Annotated in this window: 16 protein-coding genes; 10 read left to right on the forward strand and 6 right to left on the reverse strand. The window is 44.4% G+C overall.

Annotated elements, in window-relative coordinates; translation table 11 throughout:
• Positions 1 to 86 precede the first annotated feature (86 nt).
• The 3 genes from M1P97_RS15145 (at position 87) to M1P97_RS15155 (ending at position 4289) form a co-directional block, all read left to right on the forward strand.
• Positions 87 to 2261 (forward strand): S9 family peptidase, encoded by a 2175-nt coding sequence (locus tag M1P97_RS15145; protein WP_249389519.1) that lies wholly within the window; start codon positions 87 to 89, stop codon positions 2259 to 2261.
• On the forward strand, positions 2261 to 3106 hold the full coding sequence (gene lipA / locus M1P97_RS15150) for a lipoyl synthase (RefSeq protein WP_195371147.1): 846 nt from the start codon (positions 2261 to 2263) through the stop codon (positions 3104 to 3106). Before M1P97_RS15145 ends, lipA begins: the two co-directional genes overlap by 1 nt.
• A 64-nt stretch (positions 3107 to 3170) precedes the next feature.
• On the forward strand, positions 3171 to 4289 hold the full coding sequence (locus M1P97_RS15155; protein WP_075556262.1) for an NUDIX hydrolase: 1119 nt from the start codon (positions 3171 to 3173) through the stop codon (positions 4287 to 4289).
• A gap of 8 nt (positions 4290 to 4297) precedes the next feature.
• Here M1P97_RS15155 and M1P97_RS15160 read toward each other — a convergent pair whose 3' ends face one another.
• Positions 4298 to 4792 carry a metallophosphoesterase family protein gene (locus M1P97_RS15160; protein WP_195371149.1) on the reverse strand — a complete coding sequence of 165 codons (495 nt, stop codon included), beginning with the start codon at positions 4790 to 4792 and terminating at the stop codon, positions 4298 to 4300.
• 58 nt (positions 4793 to 4850) lie between these two features.
• Here M1P97_RS15160 and M1P97_RS15165 point away from each other — a divergent pair, with 58 nt between their 5' ends.
• From M1P97_RS15165 to M1P97_RS15175, 3 genes are all read left to right on the forward strand, one after another.
• Positions 4851 to 6920 (forward strand): RNA degradosome polyphosphate kinase, encoded by a 2070-nt coding sequence (locus tag M1P97_RS15165; RefSeq protein ID WP_249389520.1) that lies wholly within the window; start codon positions 4851 to 4853, stop codon positions 6918 to 6920.
• A gap of 10 nt (positions 6921 to 6930) precedes the next feature.
• On the forward strand, positions 6931 to 7608 hold the full coding sequence (locus M1P97_RS15170) for a hypothetical protein (RefSeq protein ID WP_195371153.1): 678 nt from the start codon (positions 6931 to 6933) through the stop codon (positions 7606 to 7608).
• A 190-nt stretch (positions 7609 to 7798) separates the two neighbouring features.
• Complete coding sequence (locus M1P97_RS15175) at positions 7799 to 8806, forward strand: DUF4837 family protein (RefSeq protein WP_195371155.1); 1008 nt, start codon at positions 7799 to 7801, stop codon at positions 8804 to 8806.
• Between the two features lie 41 nt (positions 8807 to 8847).
• On the opposite strand, the gene M1P97_RS15180 is transcribed toward M1P97_RS15175, so the two are convergent.
• Positions 8848 to 10236 (reverse strand): methyltransferase RsmF C-terminal domain-like protein, encoded by a 1389-nt coding sequence (locus M1P97_RS15180; RefSeq protein WP_249389521.1) that lies wholly within the window; start codon positions 10234 to 10236, stop codon positions 8848 to 8850.
• A gap of 52 nt (positions 10237 to 10288) precedes the next feature.
• Here M1P97_RS15180 and M1P97_RS15185 point away from each other — a divergent pair, with 52 nt between their 5' ends.
• Both M1P97_RS15185 and M1P97_RS15190 read left to right on the forward strand, forming a co-directional pair.
• Complete coding sequence (locus tag M1P97_RS15185) at positions 10289 to 10993, forward strand: SAM-dependent methyltransferase (RefSeq protein WP_249389522.1); 705 nt, start codon at positions 10289 to 10291, stop codon at positions 10991 to 10993.
• A 6-nt stretch (positions 10994 to 10999) separates the two neighbouring features.
• Positions 11000 to 11575 (forward strand): acyltransferase, encoded by a 576-nt coding sequence (locus M1P97_RS15190; protein ID WP_249389523.1) that lies wholly within the window; start codon positions 11000 to 11002, stop codon positions 11573 to 11575.
• 39 nt (positions 11576 to 11614) lie between these two features.
• On the opposite strand, the gene nadC is transcribed toward M1P97_RS15190, so the two are convergent.
• Positions 11615 to 12454, reverse strand: a complete 840-nt coding sequence (gene nadC, locus M1P97_RS15195; RefSeq protein ID WP_010802146.1) for a carboxylating nicotinate-nucleotide diphosphorylase — start codon at positions 12452 to 12454, stop codon at positions 11615 to 11617.
• A gap of 3 nt (positions 12455 to 12457) precedes the next feature.
• Positions 12458 to 12829 (reverse strand): DUF4783 domain-containing protein, encoded by a 372-nt coding sequence (locus M1P97_RS15200; protein WP_087880576.1) that lies wholly within the window; start codon positions 12827 to 12829, stop codon positions 12458 to 12460.
• Positions 12830 to 12918: 89 nt separating this feature from the next.
• On the opposite strand from M1P97_RS15200, the gene rlmH reads away from it, so the two are divergent.
• The gene (gene rlmH, locus M1P97_RS15205) at positions 12919 to 13392 is read left to right on the forward strand and encodes a 23S rRNA (pseudouridine(1915)-N(3))-methyltransferase RlmH (RefSeq protein ID WP_195371161.1); all 474 of its coding nucleotides are present in this window, start codon (positions 12919 to 12921) and stop codon (positions 13390 to 13392) included.
• 72 nt (positions 13393 to 13464) lie between these two features.
• Here rlmH and aroC read toward each other — a convergent pair whose 3' ends face one another.
• The gene (gene aroC, locus M1P97_RS15210) at positions 13465 to 14535 is read right to left on the reverse strand and encodes a chorismate synthase (RefSeq protein WP_195371171.1); all 1071 of its coding nucleotides are present in this window, start codon (positions 14533 to 14535) and stop codon (positions 13465 to 13467) included.
• A gap of 109 nt (positions 14536 to 14644) precedes the next feature.
• Positions 14645 to 15223 (reverse strand): FKBP-type peptidyl-prolyl cis-trans isomerase, encoded by a 579-nt coding sequence (locus M1P97_RS15215; protein ID WP_195371173.1) that lies wholly within the window; start codon positions 15221 to 15223, stop codon positions 14645 to 14647.
• A gap of 328 nt (positions 15224 to 15551) precedes the next feature.
• Between M1P97_RS15215 and M1P97_RS15220 the strand changes: the two genes are divergently transcribed.
• Complete coding sequence (locus M1P97_RS15220) at positions 15552 to 17297, forward strand: LTA synthase family protein (protein ID WP_249389524.1); 1746 nt, start codon at positions 15552 to 15554, stop codon at positions 17295 to 17297.
• Positions 17298 to 17303 lie beyond the last annotated feature (6 nt).

The raw sequence follows: 17303 nt of genomic DNA on the forward strand, positions 1-17303 counted from the left end.
GTACATAAATTACCTTTAAAGGTGAAGGGTTTACCATGATAAAATGCTAACTTTGCGGCCTATTCAAAATAAAATTAGAAGTATTCATGAAACGATTGGGTGTTGGTTTCTTGCTTTCATTGGCGATAATTGGAAGCGTATCTGCTCAGAACGAGAGCAAACGTGTAGATTTAAAAGAAATTACAGATGGTAAATTCCGTCAGGTAACGGCTATTGGAGAGATGCGGTCGTTGCCCGATGGTGAGCATTATACAGCAATGAACAAGGATCGGAGTATGATCATTAAATATTCATATCGTACGGGTAATCCGGTAGATACCTTGTTTAATGCCCGCACTGCCCGCGAATCGACATTTGATGACTTCGATGGATATGATATCAGCAGTACCGGTCATCATATATTGGTTTGGAGAGAGACTGAACCGATTTATCGTCGTTCGTTCAAGGCAACCGTTTACGATTATGACGTGCGTCGTAACTACGTAAAGCCTTTGTCAGACTCGAAGAATAAACAGATGATTCCGACTTATTCGCCTGACGGACGCATGTGTGCTTATGTTGTGGATAACAATATATGGGTTCGTAAGTTCGATTACGATACTGAAGTGCAGGTAACCAAAGATGGTGAACTGAATAAAATCCTGAACGGTATTACCGATTGGGTATACGAAGAGGAATTTGCAGTTACAAACCTGATGGCCTGGTCGCCCGACAGTGAGTACCTGGCTTATGTCCGTTTCGACGAGAGTGAAGTTCCGGAATATTCCATGCAGATGTACGGTACCGGTTTATATCCGGGTTATTACAACTTTAAATACCCGAAAGCCGGAGAAAATAACTCGAAAGTAACCGTGCATTCTTACAGTGTCGCTACTAAAGATATCAAGGAACTGAAAGTGCCGGTTGAGGCAGATAGCTATATCCCGCGGATTATTTTCACGACTAATTCCGACCAGTTGGCTGTAATGACTTTAAACCGTCAGCAGAACCTCTTCAATATGTATTATGTAAATCCGAAGAGCGGTGTATCGCGCCTGATCCTTCGTGATGAAAATAAATGTTATGTAGATTCCGAATGGTTGACTTCTATACATTTCTTCCCTTCCGGATTTACTTATGTAAACGAACAGGACGGCTATTCCCATATTTATCTGTATTCGCTGACGGGTGTAATGCAGCGTCAGGTGACAAAAGGAAACTGGGATGTAACCCGTCTGATCGGTTACGACGATGCGACAAAAGTCACTTATTACGAATCGGCGGAAGAAAGTCCGTTGCGTCGTTCTGTTTATAAGATAGATGCGAAAGGGGTAAAAACGAAGTTGACAGATGCAGAAGGAACGAACAGTGCCGACTTCAGTGATAACTTTGCTTATTTTGTAAATACCTGGTCGAACGCGAACACTCCTGCCCGGATTACGGTAAACGAAACAAAGAGTAAAAAAGAGTTACGCGTATTGCAGGATAATGCCGCTTTGAAAGAAAAGCTGGCTAATACGTCGTTCTCTAAAAAAGAATTCTTCAAGGTACATACAGCTTCTGATTATGAGCTGAATGCCTGGATCGTTAAACCGGTGAATTTCGATGAATCGAAGAAATATCCCGTGTTAATGGTTCAATATAGCGGTCCTAATTCACAACAAGTATTGGATAAATACGGTTTTGACTGGGAACACTATCTGGCTGCTAACGGATATATAGTAGTCAGTGTGGATGGCCGGGGAACCGGTGCACGTGGTGAAGCCTTCCGCAAATGTACATACTTGCGGATGGGTGAATTGGAATCCAGAGACCAGGTGGAAGCTGCACAGGCATTAGGTAAATTGCCGTATGTGGATGCCAGCCGTATCGCCATCTGGGGATGGAGCTTTGGTGGATACAACACATTGATGTCGATGAGCGTAGGTAACGGTACTTTCAAGGCCGGTATCGCAGTGGCTCCTCCGACAGACTGGAAATATTATGACTCGGTTTACACCGAACGTTTTATGCGTACGCCAAAGGAAAACTTCTCGGGCTATGCTGCTACATCGCCTATCCGTCTGGCAAAAGACTTACAAGGTAAGCTATTGCTGGTTCACGGTACTGCTGACGATAATGTACACTTCCAGCAAACGATGGATTATGCAGAAGCATTGGTACAAGCTGGTAAGCAGTTTGATATGCAGGTTTATAAAGACCGTAATCACAGTATTTACGGTGGTAATACCCGTTATCATTTGTATACCAGGATGTCTAATTTCTTATTTGATAATTTATAATGCCAGAACATTTGAGAAAGCCGGATTGGTTGAAGATCCGGCTTGGAGGGAACGAACAGTTCACACGGACTAAAAGTATTGTTGAGTCTCATTGTCTGCACACGATCTGTACAAGCGGCAAATGTCCGAATATGGGAGAGTGTTGGAGTCGTGGTACCGCAACCTTTATGATTGCCGGTGAGATATGTACCCGTTCCTGTCGTTTTTGTAATACACTTACAGGTAAGCCGTTGCCATTGAATCCCCTAGAGCCGGCCAATGTGGCAGAAAGCATTCGCCTGATGAATTTGAAACATGCAGTAATAACATCGGTCGACCGGGATGATTTGCCGGATATGGGAGCCCGGCATTGGGTGGATACTATCCGTGCGATCAAGGAGGTTAATCCGGAAACAACAGTTGAAGTTCTGATTCCTGATTTCCAGGGACGTCTTGATCTCGTGGATATGGTTGTTGCTGCCGGTCCTGAAATTATTTCACATAATATGGAAACCGTACGGCGTATCAGCCCGCAGGTTCGTAGTGCTGCCAAATACGATGTCAGTTTATCTGTCCTGTCCCGCATAGCCGGACAGGGAGCAACAGCGAAAACAGGCATCATGGTCGGTCTGGGGGAAACTCCGGATGAGGTATGCTGCCTGATGGATGATGTGCTTGCTACAGGGGCTTCCATATTAACAATTGGACAATATTTACAACCTTCAAGAAAAAATATTCAAGTTTCCGAATATGTCACCCCTGAGCAGTTTAAGTATTATAAATCAATCGCTTTGGAGAAAGGGTTCCGTATGGTGGAGAGTGCTCCGCTGGTTCGTTCCTCTTATCACGCCGAAAAGCATGTTTAATTGCGAAAACATTTAACAAATTGCGTTGTTATATAATTAAAGTGCGAAGAAAGGGGGAAAGGGTATGAACAAAGTTAAGAAAGGATTGGACAACCAAGCCATTGGCTTATTGCCATTGCTGTTGTTTATGTTTTTGGACAATTACTTTTCTTATCTGTTGTCTTTCATCATTGGCGTTACCTTTTGCTTTGTATGTATTTTTCTCTATCAGGTCTTAAGTAAAGATAAGGTGTATCAATTCCTGCTGTTGCCTTCGGCAATGACGCTCGTGTTATATTCTATTTTTCTTTGCTTGAAACTCGAGCCGGTTTTGTTTATTTATTCTCCGTTGATTACGGAAGTGTTGTTGGTTGTTGTACTTGCGTTTATCGGTTTTACCCGGCGCTCGGTACTAAAGAAAATACGAACATCAGCTCATCCGACTTATAAACGGACTTTAATGCGGACAACATTGAATGAATTTTATTTCATTGCCCAGCTTGTTCAGAATTTATATACATTGCACCTGTTTGCCATTCTGGTATACAGTATCCTGCCGGATACAATGCAGAGTGTACATACAGAGCGTTTCCTTTACAGGGAACTGGGGGTATTGGTTGGTATACTTGTTATTCTTTATGAACAGGTACGTTTGTCGTTGATGCAAGGTAGTTTACGGAAAGAAATGTGGTTGCCGGTGTTGAATGAAGGAGGAAAAGTGATTGGTTGTATTGCACGTTCGGTAAGTCGTACGCTGCCAAAGAAATACTACCATCCGATCGTCCGGATAGCCGTTATTCATAACGGAATGCTGTATTTGATGAAAAGGAGTAAAGATGCTTTCGTGTCTCCTGATACGATCGATTATCCTTTCCATAGTTATGTGTTATTCAGGCATAGTATTGAAAGTACTGTGCGTGAGTCGGTGGGCGAACTGGCCGAACAGGAGGATGTAACACCTCGTTTCCTGATACGTTATACGTTCGAAAACGAGAAGGTTAAACATTTAGTTTCACTTTATGTGATCTGTCTTCGTACGGAAGAGCAACTGAGTCAATGTAAAAAGGCAGGCGGAAAGTTGTGGACTGCCAAACAAGTAGAAGAAAACCTGCATTCAGGTGTATTCAGTGAATACTTTGAGCAGGAGTTCTCTTATCTTCAGAATACGATATTGCTGGCTGAAAATTTCTGCTGCGGAAAGTAATAGACTTACTATCGAATACCGAGTTCTATCACTTCCAGGTCTTTAATATTCTTACCATCAATAACAAAACGTACAAGCGTACGGACCTGGTGAAAGCCGCTCTTTCCGGCGGCTCCTGGGTTGATATATAAACAATTAAGATATTTATCATAAGCAACTTTGAGAATGTGCGAATGACCCGCTATGAAGAGATTCGGGCGGGTATCGTACAATTCTTTACGGATAGCCGGGTTGTATCGTCCCGGGTAGCCGCCTATATGCGTCATCATCACATTTACTTCTTCTACTTTGAAATGAGCCACTTCGGGATATTCCAGCCGAAGTGATTGCCCGTCTATATTTCCATATACGGCCCGGAAAGGTTTCAAGGCTGCCAATCGTGCCGCCAGTCCGTCCGATCCTATATCTCCTGCATGCCATATTTCATCGCATTCTGCGAAGTATTCCGCATATTTATCATCCCACCAGGCGTGAGTATCCGAGAGAAGTCCAACTTTAATCATAACAATTTCTTTTATTCTACAAAAGTATCTATATTTACGCAGCTAAGAATAGAATACGATGGAGAATTCATATAAATACTTTAAACGCGACATCAGTTGGCTTTCTTTCAACTACCGTGTTTTGCTGGAAGCGGAAGATGATACGCTGCCTGTTTATGAGCGGATTAAGTTCTTGTCTATCTATTCTTCCAATCTGGAAGAATTCTATGAAATACGTGTGGCCGAACACCGCGGAGTGATCATGAAAAAGAACTTCACCGAAGAAAGCGGTGCCGAAGCTGAAGAAGTGTTGACTGAGATAACGAATGAAGTGAACCGCCAGCAACGGGAATATTACCGGATCTTTTCGGAAAAGATATTGCCCGAACTGCATCGACAGAACATTTACCTGTATCAGGGAAGCGAACCGGAACCTTTCCATGAAGAGTTCGTTCATAACTTCTTTAATGAGGAGGTCTTCCCTTTCCTGTCGCCCGTAATGATACAGGCCGGAGATATCCGTACGTTTATCCGCGACCGCCGTTTATACCTGGTGATCCGTATGATAAAGAAAAGCAAGCGGAAACCGGAAGAGGGACAAGCTCCTGAATATCATTATGCCATGATGAAGATACCGTATGCCAAGGTTCCCCGTTTTATCGAGTTGCCGGAGCATGAAGGGAAGTTCTATATCATGTTTATCGATGATATCATCCGTGCCAACCTGGCCAATATATTCCCCGGATATATTATCGATAGCTGTTACAGTATCAAGATATCTCGTGATGCCGATATTTACCTCGAGAACGAGAAGGGAAATATCGTGGAGAGTATCCGTAAGAAAGTGAAGAAACGGAAGATCGGTGACCTGAGCCGTTTTATGTACGACAGGGCGATGCCGGACGATTTCCTTTCTTTTATCTGTGATGCGTTCGGTATTACTGCGGATGATCTGGTGGTGGGCGGTCGTTATCTGAATTTGCAGGACCTGGCCAAGTTGCCTAATCCGAAAGGAAAAGAGCTGGAGCAGCAGATCCCTTCCCCTATGCGTATTCCTTATCTGGATGAAAAGGGATCGGTGTTCCGTGCCGTGAAGAAGAAAGATATCATGTTGCATTTCCCTTATCAGTCGTTCGACTACCTGATCCGGTTCCTGATGGAAGCCGCTTTCGATCCGAAAGTAGACGAGATAAAGATTACCCAATACCGGGTGGCGGAAAATTCGGCGGTGATCAATACACTGGTCAGTGCGGCACAAAACGGGAAGAAGGTAACGGTCTTTGTAGAGCTGAAAGCGCGTTTCGATGAAGAAAACAATATGAGTACCGCTGAACGGATGGAGCAGGCCGGTATACGTATTATATATAGTATCCCCGGTTTGAAGGTACATGCCAAAGTTGCCGTTATCATCCGGAAGGACTCTGAGGACGGGAACAAACGCCGTGACTTTGCTTACCTGAGCACAGGCAACTTCAACGAGAAGACCGCCCGTATCTATTCGGATATGGCATTGCTGACTTGCAACGACGAGATCATAACCGATATAAACAAAGTTTTTGCTGTATTGGAAGGGAAGATGGCCGAACCGACCTTCCGCCATCTGTTGGTGGCCCGTTTCAATATGGTACCTGGACTGAAACGTATGATTCAACGTGAAATCGATCATGTAAAGGAGGGACGCAAAGGACGGATTGTTTTGAAAATGAACGGGCTGCATGATCAGAATATGATTAATGAGCTTTATCGGGCCAGCGAGAACGGCGTTGAGATCGATCTGATTGTCCGGGGTATTTGCTGCCTGGTGCCCGGTCAACCGTACAGTGCCAATATCCGGATAACCCGTATCGTCGATATGTTTCTGGAGCATTCCCGTATCTGGTATTTCTATAATGACGGTCGGGAAGATGTCTTCCTGACATCGGCCGACTGGATGCGGCGTAACCTGAACCGCCGTATCGAGACTGCCTTTCCGATACTGGTGCCCGAGATCAAACAGGAAGTCATCGATATCCTGAAGATACAGATGCGCGATAATGTAAAGGCTTGCCTGATCGACGGACAGTTGCATAACAATTTCAAGCGGGATGATGCCTCCGAAAAGGTACGTTCGCAACTGGCTATTTATGAGTATCTGAAGAATAAATTGTGAATGAACTGATATGGACAATCCTTCTTCCCTGACCTTTTTCCTTTTTTGCTTCTGTTGGGTTGCGCTGATAGCCGGTGCGGTATTGGGGTACATTATCGGTATCCGTATGGCACGTAACAAGGAGCGTCACCGGCTGGTGAAGGAAAAGATCAGGAAGAATAAGGTGGCCATTTATCAGTATCAGAAAGAGAAATACGAGTACATCGAGCAGATCAACCGCTTGGAAGAAGACCTGCATAACCTGACGGAAGAGTCGGAACTCTATAAGGAGCGCGTTGCCGACTTGGAATATTATCAGCGGAAAGTGCGTGAAAGCGAGCAAATCATCGAACGCCTTTCTTCCGGTGCATTGGAGGTCCTAGGAGGGATGTCCGATGCTTTCTCCCTTGTAATGCAACTTAAGAAAGATCCCGTGCGCACCAACCTGACCAAACAGGAATGGACGGAACTTTTGCACACTACCGATCTTCTCTTCAACAACTTTCTCACTGAGTTGAAAGAGAAATCGGGTATCACCCGCCATGAAGAGGAGATATGCTGCCTGATTAAATGGAACTTTGCACGCAAAGACCAGATGGCTGTCTTCAACAACACGACCGAAGCCCTGACCAAATCGAAGAGTCGCCTGAAGAAGCGCTTGCAACTCGATGAAAAGACCGATCTGGATCAGTTTATTCGACTTTATTAATCATTCTGCCGGTAGGGATTGTCTTGCAAAATGGTGGAAATGTTATTTGTGTTTGATTTATATCGCTGATAATTATCTTTTTATCGTTTATAGTATTTGTCCGGTATCTATCCTTTCCCTTCTCCTTTTTCTCCCCTACATTTGTCGGAGTGAATAATTAACTCTGATAATATACAAACAAATGAAGCTTATGAGAACACAACATCTATTAGCCTTTTGTCTGTTGGGACTCCTTACATTGGCTGGTTGTAATACCTCGATCGTAGAGAAACGGGCTACCGGATTACCTTACGAAGTCCTGGTGGTTATGGATAAAACAGACTGGAACAGTGAGGCAGGAGACATGGTGAAGGCCCAGTTAACCTCACCGGTTCCCGGACTTCCCCAGCCGGAAGCCTCCATGCGTATAACCTACTCCCCGAAAGAAACGTTCGATGGTTTGCTGAGATATGTGCGTAACATCCTGATCGTCGATATCGATGCAACGAAATATACCCAGGTATCCTTGAGTAAAAGCAAAGACGAATGGGCGACAGGGCAGGAGGTAATAAAGCTCAGTTCCCCTTCATCCGAAGAGTTGGTCACTTACCTAACCCTGAACGAAGCCGATATAGTCAATCATTTTTCGAAGATAGAGAAAGAGCGGCGTGTGGCAATCCTGAAGAAGAATTACAGCCAACTGGCCATGGATAAAGTACAGGAAAAGTTCAATATCCGGCTTTGTGCACCGGACGATATGACCTACTTCAAAGACACAACCGACTTTCTCTGGGTCTCCAATAATGCCAAGACGGGACGCATAGACCTGTTGGTCTACTCTTTTCCGTACACAGATGCGAATACATTTACGGAAGACTATCTGGTAGCCAAACGCGACTCCGTCCTGAAAGTGAACCTTCCCGGTGCTTTCCCCAATTCATATATGGCAACGGAAACACGTGTCGGCCTGTCTTATGAACCGATAACTTTGAATAACCGGTATTGCGGCGTATTGCGCGGTTTGTGGAAGATGGTGGGCGATAAGATGGGAGGGCCGTTTGTCAGTCATGCCTTTCTGGATGAGAGAACTCAGCGTATCGTCGTAACGGAAGGCCTTGTTTATGCTCCGGAGACAATGAAACGGAATCTGATACGTAAGATTGAAGCGGCTCTTTATACGGTGAATATCCCTAAGCCGGTAGTAGCCCGAGCGTATTGACCCTTCGGGAGCAAAGACCTTAGTTGTCAAGAGCTATCTGCTTAGTGGCCGGGATATAAAATAACCTTGTCCGGCAGGTAACCGCTACGGATACGCCATTCCTGGGGGTAAAGGTTATTGGCACGGTTACCGAGATGCTTGACAAATCCTAGCGGGAAGCCGTTGTAACAAACCAATACATAACCTTTCTTCGTATCTTCGGGCAGGAGCAAAACCTCTTTTTTCAGGTATTTGACAGCATCTTCCCAACTGATTTCAACGGAGGTGAAGGCTTCTCTGTTCAACGCCGTACTTAATGCCAGCGAATGGGTAGGCAGGATGTCTTTCCCTTTCAGCTCACCGATGCGTATTCCGGCAGTTACGATCCGAAGTTGAGCAGCAATCAGTTGCCAGGTTTCATAATGAGCCGATGGAATGGCCTGTATGGTGTCATTGATCAGTTCGAAGCGGAACTTGTCTATTTCCTCTATCCAATTATTTACCAGAGAAGGGACGGCTGGTGAGGCTTTCCCTTTTTCTTTCTTGTTTTTATTTTTGGGACGGATCTCATTCGTATCACCGGGTGCTTTGCGTAAGGCGGCAAGGAAGAAACCTTCCCCTTTGGTCTTATGCGGGAAGAAGCGGTAGACCGGATGATCGTAACGCAGTGCGCCTGCGATCTGCCATTCTTCTTTAACAGGGATGGTCAGGGCTTCGGCCCCCAGTTCTTCCAATATATAATGTATGTTGTCCTCGTCTTCTTCCGTATTGTAGGTGCAGGTGCTGTATATCAATAGGCCTCCCGGTTTAAGCGCGTCCCATATATCATGGATGATACGCCGTTGGCGTGAAGCACAAAGGTTCACGTTTGCCACGCTCCACTCGCCGGTGCTGTCGGTGTCTTTGCGGAACATGCCTTCACCGGAGCAGGGTACATCGGTGACGATTACGTCAAACAAATGGGTGAGACGGCCTATCTCTTCGGGATCGTTATTCGTCACGATATTGTTTGTATTACCCCATTTGGTGATATTCTCGGCCAGGATATTGCTGCGGCTGCGTATCACTTCGTTGCTGACCAATAGACTGCCTTCGGGCAAGATACTTAATAGATGGGTGGATTTCCCTCCCGGTGCGGCACATAGGTCGAGACATTTGACCGGCTCGCTGACGAAGGTACGGATGGCTTGTTCCAGAAACATGGAAGAGGCTTCCTGCACGTAATAAGCTCCGGCATGGAACAACGGGTCGAAAGTGAACGATAGGCGTTCGGGTAAATAATATCCTGTTTCGCTCCAGGATACCCGTGAAGTCTCCGGTGCTTTCGTCCCTTTCTTTGGGTTGATACGGATACTTACGGGAACATCTGCCTGCAATGCGGCTTCCAGTTTCTCATATTCGTCGCCTAACAAGGCACGGGTACGTGTGATAAAATCGATAGGAAGTGCCATCTTATTCTGTTTGTTTGGTGCAAAAGTACTAACTTTGCAGAAAACTAACAGTATGCAAGCATCGCTTTTCCTTATACCGGTTACATTGGGGGAGACTGAACATCGTCGGGTTCTTCCTGAATATAACCGTGAGATCATCCTTCAGATAAAACATTTTATTGTAGAAAATATACGTACTGCCCGTCGTTTCCTGAAAAAGACGGAGCCGTCTATCGTTATCGACGACCTGACTTTTTATGAACTGAATAAGCACACCTCACCGGAAGACGTAACGGGTTATCTGGCTCCGTTGGCGAAAGGGGAGCATGTGGGCGTTATCTCTGAAGCGGGATGTCCGGCGGTGGCCGATCCGGGGGCGGATGTCGTAGCTATTGCTCAACGGAAGAACTATCCGGTCGTGCCGTTGGTGGGGCCGTCTTCCATCCTGATGTCAGTCATGGCTTCCGGTTTCAACGGACAGAGTTTTGCCTTCCATGGTTATCTGCCTATCGATGCGTCGGAGCGCACCAATACGATCAAGAAGCTGGAAGGGCGTATCTATTCGGAAAACCAGACGCAGCTTTTTATTGAAACGCCTTATCGCAACAATAAACTGGCTGAGGAGCTGATCCGTACTTGCCGCCCGTCGACCAAGCTGTGTATTGCTTCGGATATTACTTGTGAAGATGAATATATCCATACCCGCCCTGTAAAGGATTGGGCAGGAAAAGTGCCCGACCTGAGTAAGAAACCGACTATTTTCTTAATCTATAAATAATCTCTTATGGCAACTTATCAGGCACACGAGACAGCAGTGATCGATCCCGGTTGTACGATTGGCGACGATACCCGTATCTGGCACTTCTCCCATATCATGTCGGGTTGCACGATTGGTGAACGGTGTAATATCGGACAGAACGTGGTGATATCACCGGAAGTCGTTCTGGGTACTAACGTAAAGGTGCAGAACAACGTTTCTGTTTATACGGGTGTGACTTGTGAAGATGATGTTTTCCTGGGGCCGAGTTGTGTGTTTACAAATGTAATCAATCCCCGGAGTGCAATCAACCGGAAAGGCCAGTATATGAAAACACATGTCGGCAAAGGGGCCACGATCGGAGCAAATGCCACGATCGTTTGCGGACATAACATCGGAGCGTATGCCTTGATTGGTGCCGGAGCGGTGGTCACTAAAGAGATTCCGCCTTATGCCCTGGTGGTTGGCAATCCATCCAGGCAGGTTGGCTGGGTGAGTGAGTATGGACATCGGCTGCATTTTGACGGGGATGGCTTGGCTGTCTGTCCGGAAAGCGGGGAGAAGTATCAATTGAAAGATAATAAGGTTGTTCGTATCGGATAAAAATAGAAAAGGCGGAATCATCCGCCTTATAAATATTTCTTAGCAAGCCTTCAAACTCATATCGAGACTCTTAACCGAATGGGTAAGTGCTCCGACAGAGATAAAGTCGACACCGCATTCAGCATAGTCACGCAACGTATCGAATGTGATACCGCCGGATGACTCTGTCTCGAAGCGTCCGCCGATCATTTCGACTGCCTTCTTTGTATCTTCAATATTGAAGTTATCGAGCATGATACGGTCGATACCACCTACGTTCATGGCTTGTTGCAGTTCGTCGAAGTTACGTACTTCAATTTCGATCTTCAGGTTCTTGCCTTTTTCTTTCAAGTAGTTCTGTGCGCGGGTAATGGCCTGTTCGATGCCACCGGCAAAGTCTACGTGATTATCTTTCAACAGGATCATATCGAAAAGTCCGATACGGTGATTAACGCCGCCGCCGATCTTAACAGCATCTTTTTCCATCATACGCATACCCGGTGTTGTTTTGCGGGTATCCAATACGCGGGTTTTGGTGCCTTCCAATGCTTTAACATATTTACGGGTGGTTGTAGCGATACCGCTCATGCGCTGCATAACGTTCAGCATCAGACGCTCTGTCTGCAATAGGGATTGTACTTTTCCTTCTACTGTAAAAGCAATGTCCCCTTTCTTTACTTCTGCACCGTCATTAATAAAGATAGTCATTTTTAGTTCCGGGTCGAAGTCATGGAAGATACGTTTTGCCATCTCTACGCCGGCCAGAACACCATCTTCTTTAATGATAAGCTGGCTCTTTCCCATGGCTGTTTCGGGAATACAGCATAAAGTTGTATGATCGCCGTCGCCGATATCTTCGGCAAACGATAATTTAATTAAGTCGTCAATTAACTGATCCATTTGTTATTCTATTCTGATTGATTGTATAATCGCTTTGTCGCCGTCGGCACGGTAAGTGATGTTCACACGATATTCGCCAGAGGCTGTCGGAAGTTTACCGACAAAGAAACCGGCATCTTTTTTATCTGCGTGGTGAACTACGGAAAAACCTGTAGGTTTATTGCTGCCAAAGAACGTAGAAAGCATCTTAACAGCTTCGCTTCCATTGCATTTCTTGGAAGAGCCGGGCAAGGCAATGTCTACTTCCTGATCCATCGCTCCTGTCAGTGAAGAGGCATTTCCTCCTTTGAAGGCATTTGATATAGGAGTAATATCGGCCGCCATGACGCTCAAAAATGAGAGTATCAATGCCAATGTAAGTAATAATCGTTTCATAAGCTATCTCCTCTTTTTATGAGTTTTCTGATGCAAAGGTATGTATTTTTCCTGTAAATTAGCGCCTTCAATACTAATAATGTAAACGAATGAAAATTGCACTGGTCGTAATAGGTAAAACGGATGCCGGCTATTTTGTGGAGGCAATCAATGAATACAAAAACCGTTTAGTCCATTACATCCCATTTGAAATGGAGGTTATCCCGGATATAAAGAACGTAAAGAATTTGTCGGAATCACAGCAAAAAGAAAGGGAGGGAGAACTGATTTTAAAGGCGTTACAGGCTGGCGATCAATTGGTCTTGCTCGATGATAAAGGTAAAGAGTTTACTTCGATGCAATTCTCAGCTTATATTGAAAGGAAGATGCATACGGTTTCGAAGCGCCTGGTTTTCGTTGTCGGCGGCCCTTATGGATTCAGTGAGGCTGTTTATAAAGCCGCTTCAGAAAAGATCTCATTAAGCAAAATGACCTTCTCGCATCAGATGATCCGTTTAATCTTTATAGAACAGGTTTACCGGGCAATGACAATCTTGAATAATGAGCCTTATCATCATGAATAGTTGACCAGTGACAGTTGACAGATAAGCTTCGCATTCGAGTCCCAAACTGTCAACTGTCACTGGTCAACTGTTTTACTCTCTTGTCTTTTGGAGCAACAGATAATCTAATAATGTCATTGCCGTCATCGATTCCACAATGGGAACGGCGCGAGGCAGGACGCATGGGTCATGACGTCCGCGAGCTTTCAGGATAGTATCTTCTCCTTCCATATCAACGGTTTCCTGTTCCATAAGGATGGTTGCTACCGATTTGAATGCAACACGGAAATAAATATCCTGACCGTTGGAAATACCGCCCTGTATACCTCCTGAATTATTTGTACGGGTATTGATGTGCCCATTGTCGTTAAAGAAACGGTCGTTACGTTCGGAACCGCGGTAAAGAGCGGCATTAAACCCATCACCGTATTCGAACCCTTTCACTGCATTGATTGTTAGCATGGCGTGTCCTAAAGCCGCATGCAGCTTACCAAATACAGGCTCTCCCAGTCCGACAGGCGTACCTTTAACCACACAGGTAATTACACCACCGATCGTGTCGCCTTTCGACTTCACTTCTGCTATCAGTTTTTCCATTTCGGCGGCTTTCTCCGGATCGGGACATCTTACTGCATTCTCTTCTGTCAGATTCAGATCATAATCTTTATAAGTACCATCCAGTTTGATAGGGCCGACCTGTGAGGTGAATGCCTGTATATTTATACCTGTCTGGCGTAGTGCAAGCTTGGCGATTGCGCCGGCAACACATCGGGCTATCGTTTCACGAGCCGACGAACGTCCACCACCTTTAGGATCACGGATACCATACTTCATTTGATAAGTATAGTCCGCATGTGAAGGGCGATAAACCGTTTTCATATTGTCGTAATCAGACGAATGCTGGTTTTTATTCCAGATAATGAATCCGATCGGTGTACCGGTAGTCTTCCCTTCATAAACTCCGGATAGGAATTGTACTTCGTCATCTTCCTTACGGGGGGTTGTGATCTTTGACTGGCCAGGTTTACGACGATTCAACTCTTGCTGGATAAAGTCTGTGTCCAACTCGATACCAGCCGGACATCCATCGATAACACCTCCGATACCCGGACCATGTGACTCGCCGAACGAGGTTAATCTGTATATATTTCCGAATGTATTCATATTAATAAATGAAAAGTGGAGATTAAAAAATGAGTCTGAAAATGAAAAATGAGGAATGCAGAATCTCTATTAATTCTTCATTCCCCATTCTGCATCTTTCATTTATTTATTAGTGGCAGCTACCACATCCGCAACCACCTTCGTGATCGTGGTCACCGCAATCGCTTCCGCAGTCATCGCATCCGCAACCGCATCCACCGGCCGGAGCTGATAATGCTGCAATTTCTTCTGCTGTCGGTTCGTGAACATCGATAACTTCACCGCTGAAGTGTAAAGTTTCACCAGCCAACGGATGGTTGAAGTCCATAACAACTACATCGTCTTTTACTTCAAGAACAGAACCGTTCAGACGGTTACCGTTTGAATCCATCATAGGAACTGTGTTACCTTCTTTGATGACTTCTGAGTCAAATTTACCTTCAACTTCAAAAATGTTTTTCGGCAGATCCAATACATGATCTTCCACATATTCTCCGTATGCGTCGGCAGGAGCGATAGAGAAGTCGAACTTGTCACCTACTTCAAGACCTTTCAAAGCATCTTCGAAAGCAGGAAGCATGGCGCCTGTTCCAAAGATGAATTTTAAGGGAGCTTCTGCAACTGCTTTTTCCATCAACTCGCGCTCTTCACCTTCTCCTACGTTCAGGTCGTATGTAACCGCAACGAACTTATTTGCTGTAATTTTCATTTTTAATTGTATTTGTAATAAATAAAACGAGACAAATTTACGTATAATTTCCGAGTTTATCAGGTTATTCTTTTAAAAATAAAGATATGTAATGTTTTAATCTGTAATATATAGCTATCTTTGCAGCCGGAATAAAAGAATTTGCGGATTCGGAATTATATAGCGAATAAGTAGTGTTTGTCGATAAGTTATAAAGTGATAGTTACACATGTGTTTTTCTAAATTGAAAGACTTTTTCTTTCCATGTTGTGAGGAAAGAAGGAGGTTGATAAGTTTATTTTTCTTTTTATTGGTCCTGAAATTTATGTGGTTTAATTTGCTTTGGTGCATGTTATCTACGTTTACTCCTTTCTCGAAGGTTGAAACATATCTTGGTACTCTATTGGTGTCCTTATTTTTATTATTGCCGTTAGTATGTTTCCGGACAGTAAAGGTGACATTGGTTATCTTCGTATTGATGGATTGCCTGTTCATAGCCAATCTGATGTATTTCCGGACTTATTTTACAGCAATACCTTTAGACAGCTATCTGTTGGCGGCAAACTTAACTGATTTCTCAAGTAGTGTGTCCGATTCGATGCGAATAGCAGATGCCTTTTTCCCTCTTTCAACATTGTTTTCCGGAGTCTTGTGGTGGCGATACTATCGCGAAAAGAAGGAAGTCCAGCCTGTTAACGGGGATAAAACACCTTTTGTATTTGTACGTTATATTTGTTTGATATTATTGGTGTCTTTATTTCCCGCCATTAAGCTTTGGAGTCAAAATGGTTTTAAGGCCGCCTACGAGAGATTGCAGGATGCTTACCTTCATACATGTAATATACCGATGTATACGATATTCGGCTCCCTTTATTATGATTATTCATGTGATAACATCACATACACTCCCGAAATAAAAAATCGTATCGACTCCTGGTTAACCAGGAGAACGGATTATAAATCCGTTCTCCCAAAAGTTTATACAAGGGAGAATTGTATTATAATCTTAGCAGAATCTCTGGAAAGTTGGGTGTTGAATAAAACTGTAGAAGGGCAGGAGATCACTCCAAACCTGAACCGTATATTAAAGGATTCATCTGTAATCTATGCTCCCCATGTCTTATCGCAGGTAAAAGGCGGGCGTTCTATCGATGCTCAATTATTGGTCAATACCGGACTTTTACCTATAAGCTCCGGTCCTTATAGTATAAAGTTCCCGGATTCATATTACCCTTCACTGGCAAAAGCTTTCAAAAAGAAACACAAAGATAGTGAGGCTTATAGTCTGACGGTTGATAAGCCGATGGTCTGGAACCAGTGTGTAATTACTCCTGCGATGGGATACGATAGTCTGGTTTCGAAGAACTGTTTTATCAAAGAGGAGCCGGTAGGTTCCCGTGGACAGGTGGGCGATCGTGCCTTTTTGCGTCAGTGTTTGAAGAAGATACAAAATAATGAAGTCTGGAATGAATCGGGAAATACGTTTCTGCAGTGCATTACTTATTCCGGGCATAATCCTTTTCTTTTGCCTGACTCTCTGAAAAAGGTATTCTTTTCTCCCGAAGTTCCGGAAGTTCTTAATAATTATATGACCATGGCGAACTATACGGATCGGGCACTAGGGGAGTTTGTAACACAACTCCGTGCGGACAGCCGTTTTGATAATACCTTGGTTATGATTATGGGAGATCACGAAGCGTTAGGTACTGTGAGGAAAGAGCTTTGTAATGATCCGGTAGGGAAACAGATTGTTTCAGATAAATCGTTTGTTCCGCTGATAATTCTGAATGCCCCTTTCAACTTGTATCATGGAAAAGTGATGGGGCAGATCGATGTTTACCCTACATTACTGGACTTATTGGGGTTGAATGATTATTGGTGGAGAGGTATAGGAGAAAGTATACTGGATTCGCACAAAGCGAATTTTGAGGTCGACCCTCAGTTGAATATAGTGGGAGATACTACTGGAGTTCCTGAAGAGGATATTAAAGTGGCAAAAAAGGCTTGGGAAATATCTGATATGATTATCCGGTACGATTATCTGGGCCATGTGCTTGATCAGGATAAAAAAGCGGGAATAGCAGCTGTCAAGTAATAAAAA

The sequence above is a fragment of the Parabacteroides leei genome, from assembly GCF_023369805.1.
Lineage (GTDB): Bacteria > Bacteroidota > Bacteroidia > Bacteroidales > Tannerellaceae > Parabacteroides > Parabacteroides leei.